The organism is Inquilinus sp. 2KB_23 (assembly GCF_052115705.1).
In the GTDB taxonomy this organism is placed as follows: domain Bacteria; phylum Pseudomonadota; class Alphaproteobacteria; order DSM-16000; family Inquilinaceae; genus Inquilinus; species Inquilinus ginsengisoli_A.
The window spans coordinates 88,653-106,801 of the sequence record NZ_JBFRHF010000030.1; the positions used below are offsets into that span (position 1 = coordinate 88,653).

The window sequence follows — 18,149 nt, forward strand, 5'->3', positions numbered from 1 at the left end:
CTCCACCCCAAACCGGAAGAGCATCTCATGAGCACCGCCGCCCTCCCGAACGACTATCTCGAGCGCGTCTATGCCGGCGTGCTGGGCAAGCTGGTCGGGGTCTATCTCGGCCGTCCGTTCGAAGGCTGGACCTACCAGCGGATCATGCAGGAGCTCGGCCCGATCGAGTACTACGTGCATGACCGGCTGGGCGTGCCGCTGGTGGTCACCGACGACGACGTCGCCGGCACCTTCACCTTCGTCCGCGCGCTGGAGGATTACGGCATCACGCCGGACCTCTCCGCCGAAGACATCGGCAAGTCCTGGCTCAACTACCTGGTCGAGCACCGCTCGGTGCTGTGGTGGGGCGGCAACGGCAACTCCACCGAACACACCGCCTGGCTGAACCTGAAGCGCGGCGTCGCGGCGCCGGCCAGCGGATCGATCGAGGTCAACGGCGTGACCGTGGCCGAGCAGATCGGTGCGCAGATCTTCATCGACGGCTGGGCCATGGTGGCGCCCGGCCAGCCGGACCTCGCGGCCAAACTGGCGGAACAGGCCGGCAAGGTCAGCCATGACGGCGAATCCGTCCACGCCGCCGTGCTGTGGGCGGCGATGGAGGCGGAGGCTTTCGTGTCGTCCGACATCGACCACCTGATCGACACCGGCCTCGCCCGGATTCCCGGGGACAGCCGTATCGCCGCGCTGATCGCCGACATCCGCGCCTGGCACCGGCAGCATCCGGACTGGCGCGAGACCCGGCAGAAGATCGAGGACCATTACGGCTACGACAAATACCCCGGCAACTGCCATGTGGTGCCGAACCACGCGCTGATGATCATGGCAGTGCTGTATGCGCCGGACGACTTCCAACGCGCGCAGATGATCGTCAACACCTCGGGTTGGGACACCGATTGCAACGCCGGCAATGTCGGCTGCCTCCTCGGCATCATGCACGGCCTTGACGGCATCGAGGCCGGGCCGGACTGGCGCGGCCCCCTGGCCGACCGGCTGCTGATCTCGTCGGCCGACGGCGGCAACTCGATCAACGACGCGGTGCGGGTCGCCTACCAGCTCGCGGGGCTCGGCTCCCGGCTCGCCGGCGGCCCCGGCATCGCCGCGCCCAAGAATGGCGCGCAGTTCCACTTCTCGCTGCCGGGCAGTGTCCAAGGCTTCCGGGCAGAGCACGGCCACGGCCTGATCGACCATCTCGCCGTCGAGAACGTGCCGGTGCCGGGCGGCCGCGCCCTGGCGCTGCGCTATCGCGGCCTGGGGCCGGCCCAGGCCGCGGCGGTGACGACGCCAACCTTCAGCCCGCCGGAAGTCGTCAATATGCGCACCTACGACCTGATGGCGACGCCGCTGCTGTATCCCGGCCAGACCTTGTCGGCCAAGGTTGCGGCCGAACCGGGCAACCGCGGCGACGTCACGGTCGCGCTGCGGCTCAAGGTCTACACTGCCGAGGATGCGCTGCGCACCGTGGACGGCACGCCGATGACGCTGAAGCCGGGCCGGACGGAAACCCTGTCCTGGGTCCTGCCCGATCTCGGTGGCCAGCCGATCGCCGAGATCGGCCTGGTCGTCACCGCCGCCGGCCCGCGTGCCGACGGCGCGGTCATCCTCGACCACATGCGCTACGACGGCGCCCCCGACCTGCATCTCCGCCGCCCGGCCGAGACCGGCGATTTCTGGCGCCAGGCCTGGGTCAACGGCGTCAGCTTCTTCTCCAAGCGCTTCCCGCCCTCGTTCCGCATCTCGCAGGACCGCGGCGAGGGCATCATTATCCACGGCACAAGGCAATGGACCGACTACAGGGTCGCCGCCGACGTCATGATCCATCTCGGCAGCGAGGCCGGCATCGCCGTCCGCGTCCAGGGCCTGCGCCGGTACTACGCCGCCCTGCTGTCGCGCGACGGCATGCTGCGGCTGGTGCGCCAGCGCGACGAGGAGCGGACGGTGCTGGCCGAGACGCCCTTGGCCTGGTCGCTCGAGACGGCCTACGAGATCGTGGTCGAGGCGGCCGGCGGCCGGATCGCCTGCACCATCGGCGACACGGTGCTGTCGGCGCAGGACGGCTCGCCGGAGGCCTTCAGCGACGGCGGCATCGGCCTCCTGGTCCATGAGGGGGCGCTGTCCAGCAACGATGTCCGCGTCACCGGCGTCCCACCGCGCCCCGGAGTCTGACCAAGGCTGTCCGGTTGAGGCGGGTCTCAATTTCTAGTGTCATTGCCCGGCTCGACCGGGCCATCGAGAGCGGCTCTTGCCACCCTGGATGCCACGGTCAAGCCGTGGCATGACATCTGGAAATTGTGAGTGCCCTCAGCCGATGACATCCGCCCCTGTCGATGCGATGCCGGAGCCGCGGACGGCCCGGATCGTCCTGGTGACGCCGGCCGATGCCGTGGTCGGCAGCCTGGCGCCGGTCCCGGTGTCGACGCCCTGGTGGCAGGAGGCCGGGCCGGTTGGTCCGCGCGGTTCGCGACCACCATCGCGTCGAGGTCACGATCCTGCCGCTGCTGGAGACGCAGCGCGACCGGCGCGGGGCGGGGCCTGGCGCCTGGGGCGATGGGTGAAGAACGGATTTTCCTTGCCACGCTTTTCGCTTCGGAGGTCACATCCGCCGATCCGGTCGAGACGGCCTGCCAGCGACGGTCCGAGAATGCCCAGAGAGCTTGCCCCGCACCACAGCCCCATGGAGGCGGATTGAACGCGGACATCCGCGACGGTCGCCACCGGCACGGCCGCGTCCTGCCGCTTCTCACCATCGCCCTCGCGCTGGCGATCTTCCTGTTCGACACCTTCAGCCCGATGAAGATCGCGGTGGCCGTGCTCTACGCCATCGTCATCTTCATGGCGGTCGGCTTCGTCGACCGGCGGGGCATCGTCACCGTCGCGCTGGCCTGCGTCGCGCTGACCATCGTCGGTTTCGCCGCCGGGGCGGAACGTCCCGGCTTCGAGGCCCATCTGCTGCGCGGCCTGGTCAGCCTGTCGGCCATCGCCATCGCCACCCTGCTTGCCATCCGCAACCAGGCGGCGGCGGCCGTGCTGGGCGAGAGCGAGCGGCGCTGGCGCACCATCTTCCAGTCGGTCGGCGTGTCGATCTGGGAGGAGGATTTCTCGCGCGTCCGCCGCGCCTTCGACGATCTCGCGCGGCAGGGCGTGTCCGACTTCCGGCGCCATCTGGAGGATGATCCGCATTTCGTCGAACGCTGCATCTCGCTGGTCGAGATCGTCGACATCAACGACGCGGTCATCCGCCTGCTGGGCGCCAGCGACAAGGCCGAGGTCCTGACCCAGCGGCGCCGCTTCTTCCTGCCCGAAACCGTGGTGGCGTATCGCGAGCTGCTGATCGCCCTGGCGGAAGGCCGGCCCTCCTATGCCGGGGAGAGCGCGCTGCAGACCATCGCCGGCGAGCGGCGGTCGATCCTGATCACGGCGACCTTCCCGGCCGACGGCACGCGCATCAGCGGCCTGATCAGCGCCGTCGACATCACCGAGCGCAACCGGGTGGAGCGGGCGCTGGCCCAGGCGCGGGCGGAGCTGGCGCATGTCTCGCGCTTCATCACGCTGGGCGAGCTGGCGGCCTCGATCGCCCATGAGGTGAAGCAGCCGCTCGCCGCGATCGTCACCAACGGCCAGGCCTGCCTGCGCTGGCTCGACCGCCCGGTGCCCGACCTGGCGGAGGCCCGGGCCTGCGCCGAACGCATCGTCGGGGAAGGCGGGCGCGCCGACCATGTCATCCAGCGGCTGCGCGGCCTGGCCCGCAAGGCGGATCCCGAGCGGCTGGCGGTCGATGTCAACGCGGTCGTCGACGAGGTCGTCGAACTGATGCAGCGGGACATCGCCGACCATCAGGTGGCCCTGCGGCTGGACCTGTCGCCCGACCTGCCGCCGGTGCCGGCCGACCGCGTCCAGCTGCAGCAGGTGCTGATCAACCTCGTGATCAACGCCCTCCAGGCCATGGCGGCGGTGTCGGGCCGCGAACTCACCGTCGAAACCCGAGAGGATCAGGCGGGGGATGTGCTGGTGTCGGTCGGCGACAGCGGCGTCGGCCTGGACGAGGAAGCGATGGCGCATCTCTTCGCGCCGTTCTACACCACCAAATCCGACGGCATGGGCATGGGGCTGTCGATCTGCCGGTCGATCATCGAATCCCATGGCGGGCGGATCTGGGCCACGCGCAACGCCGGCGCCGGGGCCGCCTTCCACTTCGTGCTGCCCGTGACGCGGAGGAGGGCCGCTTGACCCAGGATCCCGCCGCGGCGCCGCTGGTGCTGGTCGTCGACGACGAGGCGGCGGTGCGCGACGCGCTGGACAGCCTGCTGCGGTCGGTCGGCTTCCGCGTCGCCACCTACGCCTCGCCCCAGGAGTTCCTGCGCAGCGACCTGCTGCAGGCCGCCAGCTGCCTGATCCTCGACATCCGGCTGCCGATCGTCAGCGGGCTCGACTTCCAGGTGCAGCTGGCCCAGTCGGGCATCCATGTCCCGGTCATCTTCATGACCGGCCATGGTGACATCCCGATGAGTGTGCGGGCGATGAAGGCCGGGGCGGTCGATTTCCTGACCAAGCCGTTCCGCGACCAGGACCTGCTCGACGCCGTCGCGGCGGCGATCGAGCGCGACCGCCAGCGGCGCGCGGCCGAGCACCAGTTCTCCGGCATCGAGAGCCGGTACGAGACGCTGACGCCGCGCGAACGGCAGATCATGGCGCTGGTCACTTCCGGCCTGATGAACAAGGAGATCGCCGGCCGGCTGGGCCTCAGCGAGATCACGGTGAAGATCCATCGCGGCCATGTCATGAAGAAGATGATGGCGCGGTCGATCACCGACCTCGTGCGCATCGCCGATGCGCTCGAGGCCCGGCATCGCAACCGGTCGGTCGACTAAAACCTCCGTATGATTTTCGGGGCCGCCCGGCCGGCGCATCATCGCCTGGATCGGTCGCTCTCTGTCCGCCGCGCGGCCGCCGGTCGCGCCCAGTGTGGAGACGGGCCCATGCCGCGGTCCCCCGTGGTTGCGATTGTCGATGACGACGCCTCGGTCGGCCGGGCGACCGGCAGCCTGGTGCGGTCGTTCGGCTTCGCCGTCCGGACCTTCCCGTCGGCGGAGCAGTTCTTGGCCGCGCCAGACCGGGACGAGGTCGCCTGCGTCATCACCGACGTGCAGATGCCGGGCATGAGCGGGATCGACCTCTATTGCGAGATGCACGGGCGCGGATCGGCGGTGCCGTTCATCTTCATCACCGCCTATTCCGAGGCGCGGGTGCGGCAGCATGCCGGGCCGGCCGCCCGCATCCTGCGCAAGCCCTTCGACGGCCAGGTCCTGGCCGACTGGATCGAGGCGGCGTGCGGGCGTGCCGGAGTGGCGCCGGTGGGGTCGGGGCGGTGATCGGGGATGGCGCGGGTGAAATCGTTGTCTCTGGGCGGAAAGCGGTCACTGTCGGACGTCACGGCCGCGTCTGCCTCGCACCATTGGCGGACATCGCCCGTGGCTCTCCAAAGAGAACCTGACCAGTCAAGCCGGGTTCGGCCTAACGCGGCCGAGCTTGGCGGAGTCTACCTTGACCTTGCGTAGGCGAAACAGTCACGCGGCTCGCTGCTGACATTCGGATGCATGATCCATCGGCGAAGCAGCCCTTCGCGCTCCAGGCCGACCTTCTCCATCACCCGGGCGGAGCCGATATTCTCGCAGTCGCAGACGTCTCCGATGCGCCAGATATCGCGCTGATCCAGCGCCCACTGCGTCGCATGTGACAGCACTTCGGTCATCAGCCCCATCCCCCAGAACGGGCGCGCAAGGACATATCCGTATCCGAGACGATGCGGGGCGGGGTGCCGCAGGGCGAATGAGCCAATGATCTTCCCGTCACGCTTGCCAACCAGCACATAGGTCTTCGACTGCGCCTCAACCTGGCAGCGAGCGATGTGCGCCTCTGTCTCCGTGATCGCGACGTGAGGTCGCCATGTCAGAAAGCGGGTCACCTCCGGATCCTGAGCATATCCGTCGAAGATGGCCGCGGCATCGCCCGGCGCGATCGGCCGAAGCATCAGTCTGGCGGTCTCGAGGCGCTCCGGGAACATGCATGCCACCCTGCCACGAAGCTGACGATCTGTCAGCCGATCGGGATTGCGTTGACAGTGCACTTTTAGCGATCTTCTTGTCTTCCCTCGCGGTCGCAATGGCGTTCGAGAAATCGCATGTGCCGGCCGGTCCCACCAGACCCGCCGATGCCCCAATTGAAAACGTTGCCCCGCAGGCCGGCGAAAACCAGTAGGAAAAGGCCGACATTCACCTCGACATAGCGGGCAAGTCTTCCAGCTTTGATCGAGCCTCGACCTAGGCGGCCCGGCGGATCGTCACCGGGATCGACTTGTAGGCCGGGGTGCCGCTGCGCTCGTCATACTGGCCCAGCGCCACCAGCCCGTTGGCCTCCGGATAATACGCCGCGGCCGACCCGGCGGCGATGTCGTGCGCCACGGCGGTCATGCCGTGCAGCACGCGGGGCCGGTCCTCGCCTTCGGCCACGGTCTCGATGTCGATGCGGTCGCCGTGGCTGAGGCCCAGCGCCGCGAGGTCCTGCTGGTTCAGGAAGATCACGTCGCGCCGGCCGGTGATGCCGCGGTAGCGGTCGTTCAGCCCGTAGATCGTGGTGTTGTACTGGTCGTGGCTGCGGATGGTGGTCAGGCGCAGCGCGCCGGCGCCGCTGGCCCGCGGATCCTCCTCGACCCCGGCGCAGACCAGGAAGTTCGCCTTGCCCGATGGCGTCAGCCACTTGCGGTCCGACGCCGCGACGGTCAGTCGGAAGCCGCCGGGGGTGGCGATGCGGGCGTTGAAATCGTGGAAGTCGGGGTAGACCGCCTCGATCTTGTCGCGGATGCGGGCATAGTCGGCGACCAGGCCGGCCCAGTCGACCTTGGTGCCCGGCAGCGTCGCCAGCGCCAGCCCGGCGACGATCGCCGGCTCCGACCGCAGCTGGTCCGAGGCCGGGGGCAGGGTGCCGCGCGAGGCGTGCACCATCGACATCGAATCCTCGACCGTGACGGATTGCGCGCCGGTCTCCTGGATGTCGATCTCGGTGCGGCCGAGGCAGGGCAGGATGATCGACTCCCGCGCCAGCAGCAGGTGCGAGCGGTTCAGCTTGGTGGCGATGTGCACAGCGAGGTCCAGCTTGCGCATGCCGGCGAACACCGCCTCCGGGTCGGACATCGCGACGGCCAGGTTGCCGCCCAGGCAGATGATCGCCTTAGACCGGCCCTCGCAGATCGCCTGGATCGATTCCACCGCGTTGTGGCCCTTCCCGCGCGGCGGGTCGAAGCCGAAGATCTGCTGGATCGCGTTCAGCAGCCCGTCCGACGGGATCTCGGTGATGCCGACGGTGCGGTCGCCCTGGACGTTGGAATGGCCGCGCAGCGGGCAGATGCCGGCGCCCGGCCGGCCGATGTTGCCGCGCAGCAGCAGCAGGTTGGCGAGCTGCTGCACGTTCGAGGTGCCGTGCAGGTGCTGGGTCAGCCCCATGCCGTAGCAGATGATGACGTTCTTGGCGGCGGCATAGACCTGCGCCGCGGATTCGATGGCCGCGCGCGGCAGGCCGGACTGGGCCTCGATCACCTCCCAGGACACGGTCTCCAGATCCGCCGCCAGCGCCTTGAAGCCGGTGGTGTGCTCGGCGATGAAGGCCCGGTCGAGCAGGCTGTCGCCGCCGGCGGCGATGGCCGCAGCGTCTGCGGCCAGCAGGGCCTTCATCATGCCCTTGAACACCGCGACGTCGCCGCCGACCTTGACCTGGTGGTAGGCCGAGGCGATCGGGGTCGAGCCGAGGGTCAGCATCTCCAGCGGGCTCTGCGGCGCGGCGAAGCGCTCCAGCCCCCGTTCGCGCAGCGGGTTGAACACCACGATGGGCACGCCGCGCTTCGCCGCCTCGCGCAGGGTGGTCAGCATGCGCGGGTGGTTGGTGCCGGGGTTGTGGCCGATGCAGAAGATCGCGTCGCAGAGGTCGAAATCCTCCAGCGTCACGGTGCCCTTGCCGACGCCGATCGACACCGGCAGGCCGACGCTGGTCGCCTCATGGCACATGTTCGAGCAGTCGGGGAAGTTGTTGGTGCCGTATTCCCGGACGAAGATCTGGTACAGGAACGCGGCCTCGTTCGAGGTCCGGCCCGAGGTATAGAACTCGACCACGTCGGGGTCGTCATAGCCCTGCAGCGTCTCGCCGATGCGCCGGAACGCGTCGTCCCACGAGACCGGCAGGTAGCGGTCGGTGGCCCGGTCATAGGCCATCGGATGGGTCAGCCGGCCCTCATCCTCCAGCGCGTAGTCCGACCAGGTCCACAGCTCGGCAACGGTGTGCGCGGCGAAGAACTCCGGCGTGGTGCGCTTGCTCGTGGTCTCCCACGACACCGCCTTGGCGCCGTTCTCGCAGAACTCGAAGGACGAGGTGTGCTTCGGGTCGGGCCAGGCGCAGCCGGGGCAGTCGAACCCCGCCGGCTGGTTCATCCGCAGCAGCGCCCGGGTGTCCTCGGCGATCGCCATCTGGTCCTTGATCGCCCGGGCCACCGCGCCCAGCGCGCCCCAGCCGCCGGCCGGCCCGTCATAGGCTTTGACGCCGGGAACGTCCTGATCCTTGGTCTTGGCCATGGCACTGCTCCTTGAACAAGATCGACTACCGCCGACGGAACCCCGTCACGCCCGGGGCATGGCATTCGACGGCCGGGATGCCGCCGGGGCTGCAACACCGGCTTCGGCCTCGCGGCCGCTGCCGCGCTCCTGCGCCCAGTATCCCAGCCCGACCATCAGGCCGCCGCCGACCAGGTTGCCGAGCGTCACCCACAGCAGATTGTGGACCGCGCCGCCGAAGGTGACAGTGTCGGGATGTTCGCCCAGCAGCGCCAGCGCGAACACGAACATGTTGGCGACCGAATGCTCGAAGCCGCAGGCGACGAAGATGGCGATCGGCCAGAAGATCAGCGCGATCTTGGCCGCGTCGTTCTCGGTGCGGCCGCACATCCAGATGGCGAGGCAGACCAGCCAGTTGCACAGCAGGCCGCGGGCGAACAGCTCATAGCCCGGCGCGGCCATCTTGGCCGCGACCACGCCGAAGAACTCGCTGCTGCCGTCGGTCAGCAGGGTACCGCCGCCGGCCATGTGCAGCAGCGCCGCCAGCACCACGGCGCCGACCAGGTTGCCGACCCAGCAGGAGATCCACACCAGCACCATGTCCAGCGTGGTGCTCGCGCCGCGCAGCACGGCGAAGGGCATGTACATCGCGGTGCCGGTGAACAGCTCCGACCCCGCGAAGATCACAATGGTCAGGGCCGAGGCGAACACCGCCCCCATGACCAGATGCGCCCAGGCCGGGTCGGCATGGGCGCCCACGGTGAACATGAAAATGTCGCCGAAGCCGATATAGGCGCCGGCCAGGGCCGACCCGATCAGGAAGCTGACCAGGTGCAGCCTGACCATCTCGGCCTTGTGCGCGCCGGCGTCGGCGTATTTGGCAATCGTGTCGCGGTACATCGCCCACTTTCCTCATCTGCGGCATCGGGAACCCGAGCAGGCCCCGCCGGCGGTCTTCCCCCTCCCGATGCCGGCCCCTGTTCCACGCGGGACAGGGGCCAGGCGCAGTCAAGGCGCCGGCGTCAGCTGGGGACGACGGGCGACTTCTGCTTGCGCAGCGCGTCCATGACGGTCTTGTCGAGGTTCAGATGGCCCTGCACCAGTTCCGGCGGCGTCAGGGCCAGCCACTGGTTCAGCGAGACGTCGGCGTAGTAGCCGCTCTTGAACATCTCGAGGAAGCGCAGCGTCGTGGTGCCGGTGTTCTCGATGTAATGGCCCATGGCGAAGGGCACATAGCCGACATCGCCGGCCACGTAGTCGATGGTGCGGGCGGACCCGACCGCGCCGAACACACCCATGCGGGCCTGGCCTTCGATGTAGTACTGCCACTCATCGGCGTTCGGGTGCCAGTGCAGCTCGCGCATCCCGCCCGGCTCGATCTCGACCAGCGCCGCCGCGATGGTCTTGGAGGCCGGGAACACCGAGGAATCGGTGATGCGGACCGTGCCGCCCCTGGTCTTGATCGGTGTCTGCGCCATCATCTTGTGGCTGAAGACCTGCGGCACCTGCGTCGCCCCGGCGATCTTGTCGCCCGCCAGCGGGCCCGGCACCGGCAGGTTGAAGATGTAGCGCTCATGCGGGTCCGGCGTGTGGCCGAAATACTTCGGATCGACGCCGAAATTCTTGCCCAGCACGTCGGTCGGCACATGCTTGAACCAGTCGCTCAGCAGGAAGGTGCCGTCCTCGTCGAATTCGCCGTCGTCGAAGACGAGCAGGAATTCGCAGCCGTCCTTCCCAAGACCCTGGATCGAATGCGGGATGCCCGAGGGGAAGTACCAGAGGTCGCCGACGCCGACATCGTCGACGAAGTTGTTGCCCGCGGCGTCGACCGCGGAAATCCGCGCCTCGCCATAGAGCATGAAGGCCCACTCCGCCTGCTTGTGCCAGTGCAGCTCGCGCGTGCCGCCAGCGTTCAGGCGCATGTTCACGCCCGCGATGTTCTTGGAGACGCTGAGCTCGCGGATCGTGACCTGACGGGTCCAGCCGCCCTCTTCCTGGCGCATATGCGAGTCGGAGAACGAGTAGCGCAGGTTCTGGAACGTGCCGCTGTCGGTCCGCGGCGGGTTCAGGAAGCTCGGGTTCTCCTGGTCGCGCACCAGATCGCGCGGGCCCGGATCGGTGCCGCCGCGGCCGGGGGTCTTCGGCTGCAGGGCGTCCGCGCCTTGGGCATGCGCGGCGGTGGCGGCGACGGCGAGGCCGCCTGCGGCCATCGTCGTGAGCGCGTTGCGGCGGGTGAACATGGTCATGACTTTCCTCCAGTCAGTGTCGTGGTCCCGGCTTTTGAGGAGCCGGACCGCACGCCGTCGCGCCGGCCTGGCGCGGCGGCGTCGTGGGATCCACGCGTCGATCGTCTTCCCCGGGGAGGCGGCGAGGCGAGGGCCGGGACACGGGGTGTCCAGGGCCTTTTCCGCGCCGTCGGCCAAGGCCGATTGGCACGCTTGCTAAAGGGTCGGGATCCGGCCGGCGGTGCGATCCGCAATTCAGAGGGAACGTTCAGCTTCCCAGCGCTGGCCATGATGGCGATCCCGACATTGATGCGCCGGGGAAGCAGACGCCTTCGGCGCGATCGCCGCCACTATATTGGCGGTCATTGCGGTAACCATGTGTGATGCGGCGATCATACTTCAGTATAGGGCGCAGCCCACGGTTCCAGCCGTTCTGCCTGGATTCTCAGCGTATCCAGATTCCTCGGATTCCTGATGTTGTGTGTTCACAAACGCGTAATATATCGGTTTATGTATTCTAAAGGCTTGCGGATCGTCGTTCCGGTATTCATATTGAGGCGACAATCGGATCGGTCCACGGCGGTCCTCGGGACCCGCCAAGCCTGCGGAGATTGCGCATGGATGCCGCACGAAGCTGGTCGAAGCTGCCCCTCCGCAAGCAGCGGCGCGTCGAACGGATGGCCGCCTTCGCCGACGGCCGGGTGCTGCGGCCCGACCGCATCGTCCAGGCCTTGGAGGCGCTGATCGAGCCGGGCGACCGGGTCGCGCTCGAGGGCGACAACCAGAAGCAGGCGGACTTCCTGTCGCGGTCCCTGGCCGAGGTCGACCCCGGCAAGGTGCACGACCTGCACCTGCTGATCTCGACGCTGGGCCGGCGCGAGCATCTCGACCTGTTCGAGCGCGGCATCGCCCGCAAGGTCGACTTCTCCTTCGCCGGGCCGCAGAGCCTGCGCGTCGCCCAGCTGCTGGAGGACGGCAAGCTCGAGATCGGCGCGATCTACACCTACATCGAGCTCTACGCCCGGATGTTCGTCGACCTGACGCCGCAGGTGGCCCTGGTCTGCGCCGAACAGGCCGACCGGCACGGCAACCTCTACACCGGCGCCAACACCGAGGACACGCCGACCATCGTCGAGGCCACGGCCTTCCGCCACGGCGTGGTGGTGGCCCAGGTCGACCGGATCGTCGACGAGCTGCCGCGGGTCGACATCCCGGCCTCCTGGGTCGATTTCGTGGTCGAGGCCGACCGGCCCTTCGCGGTCGAGCCGCTGTTCACCCGCGACCCCCGCCACATCAACGAGCTGCAGATCCTGATGGGGATGATGATCATCCGCGGGATCTACGAGCGCCATGGGGTCACCGCCTTGAACCATGGCATCGGCTTCGACACCGCGGCGGTGGAACTGCTGCTGCCGACCTATGGCGAGAGCCTGGGGCTGAAGGGCAAGATCTGCCGCAACTGGGCGCTGAACCCGCACCCCACGCTGATCCCGGCGATCGAAAGCGGCTGGGTCGAGAGCATCCACTGCTTCGGCAGCGAGGTCGGCATGGGCGAATACATCCGCGCCCGGCCCGACATCTTCTTCGTCGGCAGCGACGGCAGCCTGCGGTCGAACCGCGTGTTCTGCCAGCTCGCCGGGCAGTACGGCGTCGACCTGTTCATCGGCTCGACCCTGCAGATGGACGCCGACGGCAACTCCTCCACCGTCACCCTCGGCCGGCTGGCCGGGTTCGGCGGCGCCCCCAATATGGGGCATGATCCGCGCGGCCGCCGCCATGCCAGCGAGGCCTGGCTCAGCCTGATGACCTCGAAGGAACCGGTCGCCCGCGGCCGCAAGCTGGTGGTGCAGACGGTCGAGACCTTCAAGGCGGGCGGCGTGCCGGCCTTCGTCGACACCCTCGACGCGGTCGAGGTCGGCCGCAAGAACGGCATGCCGATCGCGCCGGTGATGATCTATGGCGACGACGTCTCGCATGTCGTGACCGAGGAGGGCATCGCCTATCTCTACAAGGCCGAGGGCGGGGAGGAGCGGCGGGCCGCCATCGCCGCGGTGGCCGGCGCCACCGAGATCGGGCGGCGGGCGGAGGCGAAGCGCACCGCCGACCTGCGGGCGCGCGGCATCGTCGCCTTCCCCGAGGACATCGGCGTCAGCCGGCTGCAGGCCAACCGGTCGCTGCTGGCTGCGCGCTCGATCGACGATCTGGTGACCTGGTCCGGCGGCCTCTACGACCCGCCGGCCCGGTTCCGCGGCTGGTGAGCGTCATGGCCGCCGCTGCTCTCGCTCTGGTCGATCGCGCCGAGGCCTGGCCCGGCGTGGACGGCCTCGCCGACCTCGCCGTCTGGGCCCTGATCGAGGAGGCCGAGCTGACCCCCAAGCCGGGGCTGGTCGACCGCCGCGGCTCCGGCGCCCACCACGATCTCGACCTCGCCCTGCTGCACCGCTCCGCGCGGTCGCTGCGGCCGGCCTTCCGGGATATGGCCGAGGCCGCGGCCGGCCACGTGCCGGACCGGTTCCTGCGCGAGGAGCTGGCGGCGATCGGCCGCGACGGCGAGCGCGCCATGATGGCGGCGACCGGCGGCAGCAACGCCCATCGCGGCGCGATCTGGGCCCTCGGCCTGCTGCTGGCCGGCGCGGTGATCGCGGGCGGCGGCGGCCCCCGGCGCATCGGCAACGTCGCCGGCGCCATCGCCCGGCACCCCGACCGTTTCGCGCCCCCGGCCGCCAGCCACGGCACCCGCGTGCGGGACCTGCATGGCGTGTCCGGCGCCCGCGGCGAGGCCTGGGACGGCTTCCCCCATGCGGTCGCGGTCGGCCTGCCCGCCCTGCGCGCCGCCCGCGGCGCCGGGGCCGGCGAGGCGGAAGCGCGGCTCGACGCGCTGCTGGCGATCATGGCGACGCTCGACGACACCTGCCTGCTGCATCGCGGCGGCCAGGGTGCGCTCGACGCGGCGCAGGCCGGCGCGCGGGCTGTGCTCGCCGCCGGCGGCACCGCGCATCCGGCCGGGCGGGCGCGTCTCGCCGCGCTCGACGCCGACCTGCTGGCACGCTGGGCCTCGCCCGGCGGGTCGGCCGACCTGCTGGCCGCCACCCTGTTCCTCGATTGCATCGACCGGAGGGTCGCCCCATGGAACGCCTGACCTTCGACTATCCCGCCACCGCCCCGGTGCCGAAGCGCGCCCATGTCGGCGTCGTCGGCTCCGGCAACCTCGAAGTGCTGATCGAGCCCTCGCCGGACGGGCGGGCGCGCGTGGTGGTCAGCACCAGCGTCGACGGCTACGGCGCGGTGTGGAAGGCGGTGCTGGACCGCTTTTTCGAACGCCATGCCGTCGCGGCCGCGGTCGAGATCAACGATTTCGGCGCGACGCCGGGGATGGTGGCGCTGCGCCTCGAACAGGCGGTGGAGGCGACGAGATCATGAACGCCATCGTTTCACGCGACAGCTTCATCGAGCTGACCGCCCGCGACCGCGCCCGGGCGCTGCTCGACGCCGGCAGCTTCCGCGAGATCCTGGGGCCGTTCGACCGGCTGACCTCGCCCTGGCTGCCGCTGCAGGGCATCGTCACACAGGCGGATGACGGGGTGGTGCTGGCGCGCGGCACCATCGACGGCCAGCCCGCGGTGGTCGCCGCCATCGAAAGCGCCTTCCAGGGCGGCAGCATGGGCGAGGTCGCCGGCGCCAAGATCGCCGGTGCCCTGGAGCGGACCCTGGCGGACCACCGCAAGGGCGTGCCGACCCGGCCGGTGATCCTGTTCGAGACCGGCGGCGTGCGGCTGCAGGAGGCCAATCTGGGCCTCGCCGCCATCGCCGAGATCCACGCCGCCATCCTGGCGCTGCGCCCGCATGTGCCGGTGGTCGGCGTCATCTCCGGCCTGGTCGGCTGCTTCGGAGGCATGTCGCTGGCGGCGGCACTGTGCAGCACGCTGATCGTGACCCGGCAGGGCCGGCTGGGCATGAACGGGCCGGAGGTGATCGAGCAGGAGGCCGGGATCGAGGAGCTCGACTCGTCGGACCGCCGGCTGATCTGGAGCCTGATCGGAGGTGAGCAGCGGCACGCCGCGGATCTGGTGGACACGCTGGTCGGGGATGATGTCGCGGCCATTGCCGCCGCCGTCCGCGCCGCCTTCGCCGCCTTCGCCGCCGGCGTTGCGGCCCGGCCCCGCAGCGCGGCGGTCGAGACCTGGCGGGCCCGGCTGGCGGCGATCGACCCGGCCGCGCCGCCATCGCCGAACGACCTGCGAACCCTGTGGGGCGAGGACATGCCATGAGCACCAGCGCATCCCTGAGCAGCCGCGGCCGGACCTGGCTGGCGGCCCTGACCGGGCAGGCCCCGGCCACGGTCGCGGGCACCTCCACGGTGCTGACCGCCGACGCCGATCTCGGCGGCAAGACCGCCCGCTTCATCGCGGTGGTGCCGGACCCGGCCAACCGCTTCCCCCGTGCCCGCCAGGGCGAGGTCGGGCTGGAGGAGGGGTGGGGGCTGGCCGCCGCGGTCCAGGCGGTGATCGCCGCGGACCGGGACGGATCCCGCCGCCCGATCGTGGCGCTGGTCGACGTCACCAGCCAGGCCTATGGCCGGTTGGAGGAACTGCTGGGCGTCCACCTCGCCTGCGCCGCGGCGGCGGACGCCTATGCCGCCGCCCGGCTGGCCGGCCATCCGGTGGTGGCGCTGCTGGTCGGCAAGGCCGTGTCCGGCGCCTTCCTGGCCCATGGCTACCAGGCCAACCGCCTCCTGGCGCTGGATGATGACGGTGTGCTGGTCCATGCCATGGGCCGCGAGGCCGCCGCCCGCGTCACCCGCCGCACGGTGGCGGAGCTGGACCGGCTGGGCGAGCAGATCCCGCCGATGGCCTATGGCGTGCGCAGCTTCGCCAAGCTCGGCCTGCTGCACCGGCTGATCGAGGGCGTCGCGGCGGATGCGCCAGGGCCTGCGGACGTCGAGCGGGTGCGGACGGAGCTGGCGCAGGCCGTGGCCGACATCCGCGCCCGGGGCGATCGCGATCTGTCCTGCCGGCTGGACTCGCCCGCCGCCCACGACACCCGCGCCGCCTCGATCGCGGTGCGCCAGCGGCTGGCGGAGCAATGGGACGCGGCCTGACCGTGGTGAAGGGCGAGGGGGCCTCGCCTGAGGGGTCTCCCCAGGAGCCCCCACCCCGTCATTGCGAGGAGGCGAAGCCGACGAAGCAATCCATGGCGCCGCTTGGACGGCCCGATGGATTGCTTCGCTACGCTCGCAATGACGATGAAGGGCGTGGGGGAGGGGACGCATCAGTCCTTCCCCATGACCTGCTACGGATCGATCCCGGGCGGCTCGGCGAGTTGCCGAATTGGGCCGTCGCCTCGCTCGACGCCGTCCCCTGGGTCGTGGTCCGGCGCGCCCCGCCGCGCGACGGCCAGCTGCCGGTCGGCATCCGCGGTGCCGGGCGCGGCGAGCGCTGCGCCGCCTGGCTGCCGGCCGATGCGGTCGTGGCCGTCCGCACCCCCGAAGATCTCGCCACCGCCGCCGCGTGGCGCGGCCATGCCCGCCGCGGCGATGTTCCGGCGCTGGCCATCCTCGACCCGGTGGCGGAGCTGCTGGGCGGCCGGGCCTGGGGGCCGGCCGGCAGCGTCGGCTTCGAACTCGCCACCGGCCACCTCGCGGCGCGTCGGGACAGCGACCTCGACATCGTCCTGCGCGCCCCGGATCGGATCGACCAGGATCTGGCGGATCGTCTGACCGCGGCCCTGGCGCGGCTGCCGGTGCGGGTCGATGTCGTGCTGGAGACACCGCTGGGCGGCTGCAGCCTGGCGGAGGTCGCGGCCGGCGGCCGGCCCCTGGTGGTGAAGACGCTCCACGGCCCACGGCTGGTCGACGACCCGTGGCCGGCCTCGCCATGAGCATCGCCTTCCTGTGCCCGGGGCAGGGGGCGCAGAGCCCGGGCTTCCTGCACCGCCTGTCCGACCATCCCGCCATCGCCGCCACGCTCGACGAGGCCGGTGGCGTGCTTGGCCGCGACGTGCGCGACCTCGACGGCGAAGCCGTGCTGCGCTCGACCGTGGCGGTGCAGCTCTCCGTGGTGATCGCCGGTGTCGCCACCGCCCGCGCCCTCGCCGCCGAAGGGGTGGTGCCGGACGCGGTCGCCGGGCTGTCGATCGGGTCCTTCACCGCCGCGGTGGTGGCCGGCGCGCTGGCCTTCGCCGATGCCCTGCCGCTGGTCGCCTTGCGTGGGCGGTTGATGGAGCAGGCCTACCCCGCCGGATACGGGCTCGCCGTCCTGGTCGGCCTGCCGCAGCGGCGGGTGGAGCAGATCGTCGCCGCGACCGGCGGGGCGGCCGCGCCGCTCTATCTCGCCAACCTCAACGGGCCGGCCGAATTCGTGCTCAGCGGCGCCGACGCGGCGCTGGATCGCGCGATCGAAACGGCGCGGCAGGCGGGCGCGCGCCGGGCCGAGCGGCTGGCCGTGGCGGTGCCGTCGCATTGCCCGCTGATGGATGGGCCCGCCGCGGCGCTGACCGCCGCGGTCGCCGCCGTGCCGATCGCGGCGCCGCGCCGGCTCTATGTCGGAAACCGCCGGGCCCGGGCGCTGCGCGACGCCGCCGCGGTGCGCGAGGAGCTGGCGACCAACCTGGCGCATCCGGTCCGCTGGGACGACGCCACCACCCTGCTGGCCGAACATGGCGCCACGCTGTTCCTGGAGCTGCCGCCCGGCGACGTGCTGACGCGCCTGGCCGCGGCGGCCTTCCCCGACGCGGTCGCGCGATCGGGCGACGGCCTGTCCATCGCCGGGGCGAAGGCGTTGGCGGCACGCTGCAGCAACGCTCGATGATGCCTCACGGCGTTACAGCAGTAGCCTGGTTCCGCAGGGGTGAAATCGTCCGGTAACGGCCCGGGGCAATGCTTTCAGCATGTCCTGAAGCCGAGAAATCCCGATGAATCGACGTGAAGCCTTGATCCTCGGCGGCACTGCCGCCTTCGCCGCCGGGGCCGTGCTTTCCCGTCCGGCCGGTGCCGCGGTCACGACCGGCGGCATCCCGCATGCGCTGCCCCGGCCGATCACCATCGGCGACCGCCGCGTCGCCGCGGCGGCGTCGGTCAACGCCTCCGGCCCGTTCAAGCAGCCGAAGCTGCCCTTCGCCGAAAGCGCGCTGGCCCCGACCATCAGCGCCGAGACCGTCGGCCTGCACTACGGCAAGCACCACAAGGCCTATTTCGACACGCTGAACAAGCTGGTGCCCGGCACGCCCTATGAGTCGATGACCTTGGCCGAGGTGGTGGTGAAATCCGCCACCAACAAAGACACCGCGATCTTCAACCAGGCCGGCCAGGCCTGGAACCACGATCTGTACTGGGAGC

At 70.4% G+C, this 18,149-nt stretch carries 16 protein-coding genes; 12 read left to right on the forward strand and 4 right to left on the reverse strand.

Annotation, left to right across the window (positions count from 1 at the left end; genetic code table 11):
* The first annotated feature begins 27 nt into the window (after positions 1-27).
* The 4 genes from AB4112_RS30070 (at position 28) to AB4112_RS30085 (ending at position 5,366) form a co-directional block, all read left to right on the forward strand.
* A complete protein-coding gene (locus AB4112_RS30070; protein ID WP_309796969.1) occupies positions 28-2,163 on the forward strand; it encodes an ADP-ribosylglycohydrolase family protein in 2,136 nt (711 codons plus the stop codon).
* A gap of 519 nt (positions 2,164-2,682) precedes the next feature.
* On the forward strand, positions 2,683-4,224 hold the full coding sequence (locus AB4112_RS30075; RefSeq protein ID WP_309796971.1) for a sensor histidine kinase: 1,542 nt from the start codon (positions 2,683-2,685) through the stop codon (positions 4,222-4,224).
* On the forward strand, positions 4,221-4,865 hold the full coding sequence (locus AB4112_RS30080) for a response regulator transcription factor (RefSeq protein WP_309796974.1): 645 nt from the start codon (positions 4,221-4,223) through the stop codon (positions 4,863-4,865). Before AB4112_RS30075 ends, AB4112_RS30080 begins: the two co-directional genes overlap by 4 nt.
* Before the next feature lie 108 nt (positions 4,866-4,973).
* Positions 4,974-5,366 carry a response regulator transcription factor gene (locus AB4112_RS30085; protein WP_309796976.1) on the forward strand — a complete coding sequence of 131 codons (393 nt, stop codon included), beginning with the start codon at positions 4,974-4,976 and terminating at the stop codon, positions 5,364-5,366.
* A 167-nt stretch (positions 5,367-5,533) separates the two neighbouring features.
* Here AB4112_RS30085 and AB4112_RS30090 read toward each other — a convergent pair whose 3' ends face one another.
* The 4 genes from AB4112_RS30090 to AB4112_RS30105 form a co-directional block, all read right to left on the reverse strand.
* Complete coding sequence (locus AB4112_RS30090; RefSeq protein ID WP_309796977.1) at positions 5,534-6,058, reverse strand: GNAT family N-acetyltransferase; 525 nt, start codon at positions 6,056-6,058, stop codon at positions 5,534-5,536.
* Positions 6,059-6,314: 256 nt separating this feature from the next.
* Positions 6,315-8,612, reverse strand: coding sequence for an FdhF/YdeP family oxidoreductase (locus AB4112_RS30095; protein ID WP_441724993.1), 2,298 nt, complete (start codon positions 8,610-8,612; stop codon positions 6,315-6,317).
* Positions 8,613-8,657: 45 nt separating this feature from the next.
* On the reverse strand, positions 8,658-9,491 hold the full coding sequence (locus tag AB4112_RS30100) for a formate/nitrite transporter family protein (protein WP_309796982.1): 834 nt from the start codon (positions 9,489-9,491) through the stop codon (positions 8,658-8,660).
* A 122-nt stretch (positions 9,492-9,613) separates the two neighbouring features.
* On the reverse strand, positions 9,614-10,837 hold the full coding sequence (locus AB4112_RS30105) for an oxalate decarboxylase family bicupin (RefSeq protein ID WP_441724997.1): 1,224 nt from the start codon (positions 10,835-10,837) through the stop codon (positions 9,614-9,616).
* A gap of 596 nt (positions 10,838-11,433) precedes the next feature.
* Between AB4112_RS30105 and mdcA the strand changes: the two genes are divergently transcribed.
* The 8 genes from mdcA to AB4112_RS30145 form a co-directional block, all read left to right on the forward strand.
* On the forward strand, positions 11,434-13,074 hold the full coding sequence (mdcA, locus tag AB4112_RS30110; protein WP_441725000.1) for a malonate decarboxylase subunit alpha: 1,641 nt from the start codon (positions 11,434-11,436) through the stop codon (positions 13,072-13,074).
* 5 nt (positions 13,075-13,079) lie between these two features.
* Complete coding sequence (locus AB4112_RS30115; protein ID WP_441725002.1) at positions 13,080-13,955, forward strand: triphosphoribosyl-dephospho-CoA synthase; 876 nt, start codon at positions 13,080-13,082, stop codon at positions 13,953-13,955.
* Positions 13,943-14,236, forward strand: a complete 294-nt coding sequence (locus AB4112_RS30120; protein ID WP_309796989.1) for a malonate decarboxylase subunit delta — start codon at positions 13,943-13,945, stop codon at positions 14,234-14,236. The genes AB4112_RS30115 and AB4112_RS30120 overlap by 13 nt, the downstream gene beginning before the upstream one ends.
* Positions 14,233-15,084: a biotin-independent malonate decarboxylase subunit beta gene (locus AB4112_RS30125; protein ID WP_441725006.1), complete on the forward strand. Its 852-nt coding sequence runs from the start codon at positions 14,233-14,235 to the stop codon at positions 15,082-15,084. Before AB4112_RS30120 ends, AB4112_RS30125 begins: the two co-directional genes overlap by 4 nt.
* The gene (gene mdcE / locus AB4112_RS30130; RefSeq protein ID WP_441725008.1) at positions 15,081-15,914 is read left to right on the forward strand and encodes a biotin-independent malonate decarboxylase subunit gamma; all 834 of its coding nucleotides are present in this window, start codon (positions 15,081-15,083) and stop codon (positions 15,912-15,914) included. Before AB4112_RS30125 ends, mdcE begins: the two co-directional genes overlap by 4 nt.
* A gap of 92 nt (positions 15,915-16,006) precedes the next feature.
* Positions 16,007-16,693: a malonate decarboxylase holo-ACP synthase gene (locus AB4112_RS30135; RefSeq protein ID WP_441725011.1), complete on the forward strand. Its 687-nt coding sequence runs from the start codon at positions 16,007-16,009 to the stop codon at positions 16,691-16,693.
* On the forward strand, positions 16,690-17,622 hold the full coding sequence (mdcH, locus tag AB4112_RS30140; RefSeq protein WP_441725014.1) for a malonate decarboxylase subunit epsilon: 933 nt from the start codon (positions 16,690-16,692) through the stop codon (positions 17,620-17,622). Before AB4112_RS30135 ends, mdcH begins: the two co-directional genes overlap by 4 nt.
* A 103-nt stretch (positions 17,623-17,725) precedes the next feature.
* On the forward strand, positions 17,726-18,149 hold a 424-nt coding region (locus AB4112_RS30145), incomplete at its 3' end, for a superoxide dismutase (protein WP_441725017.1).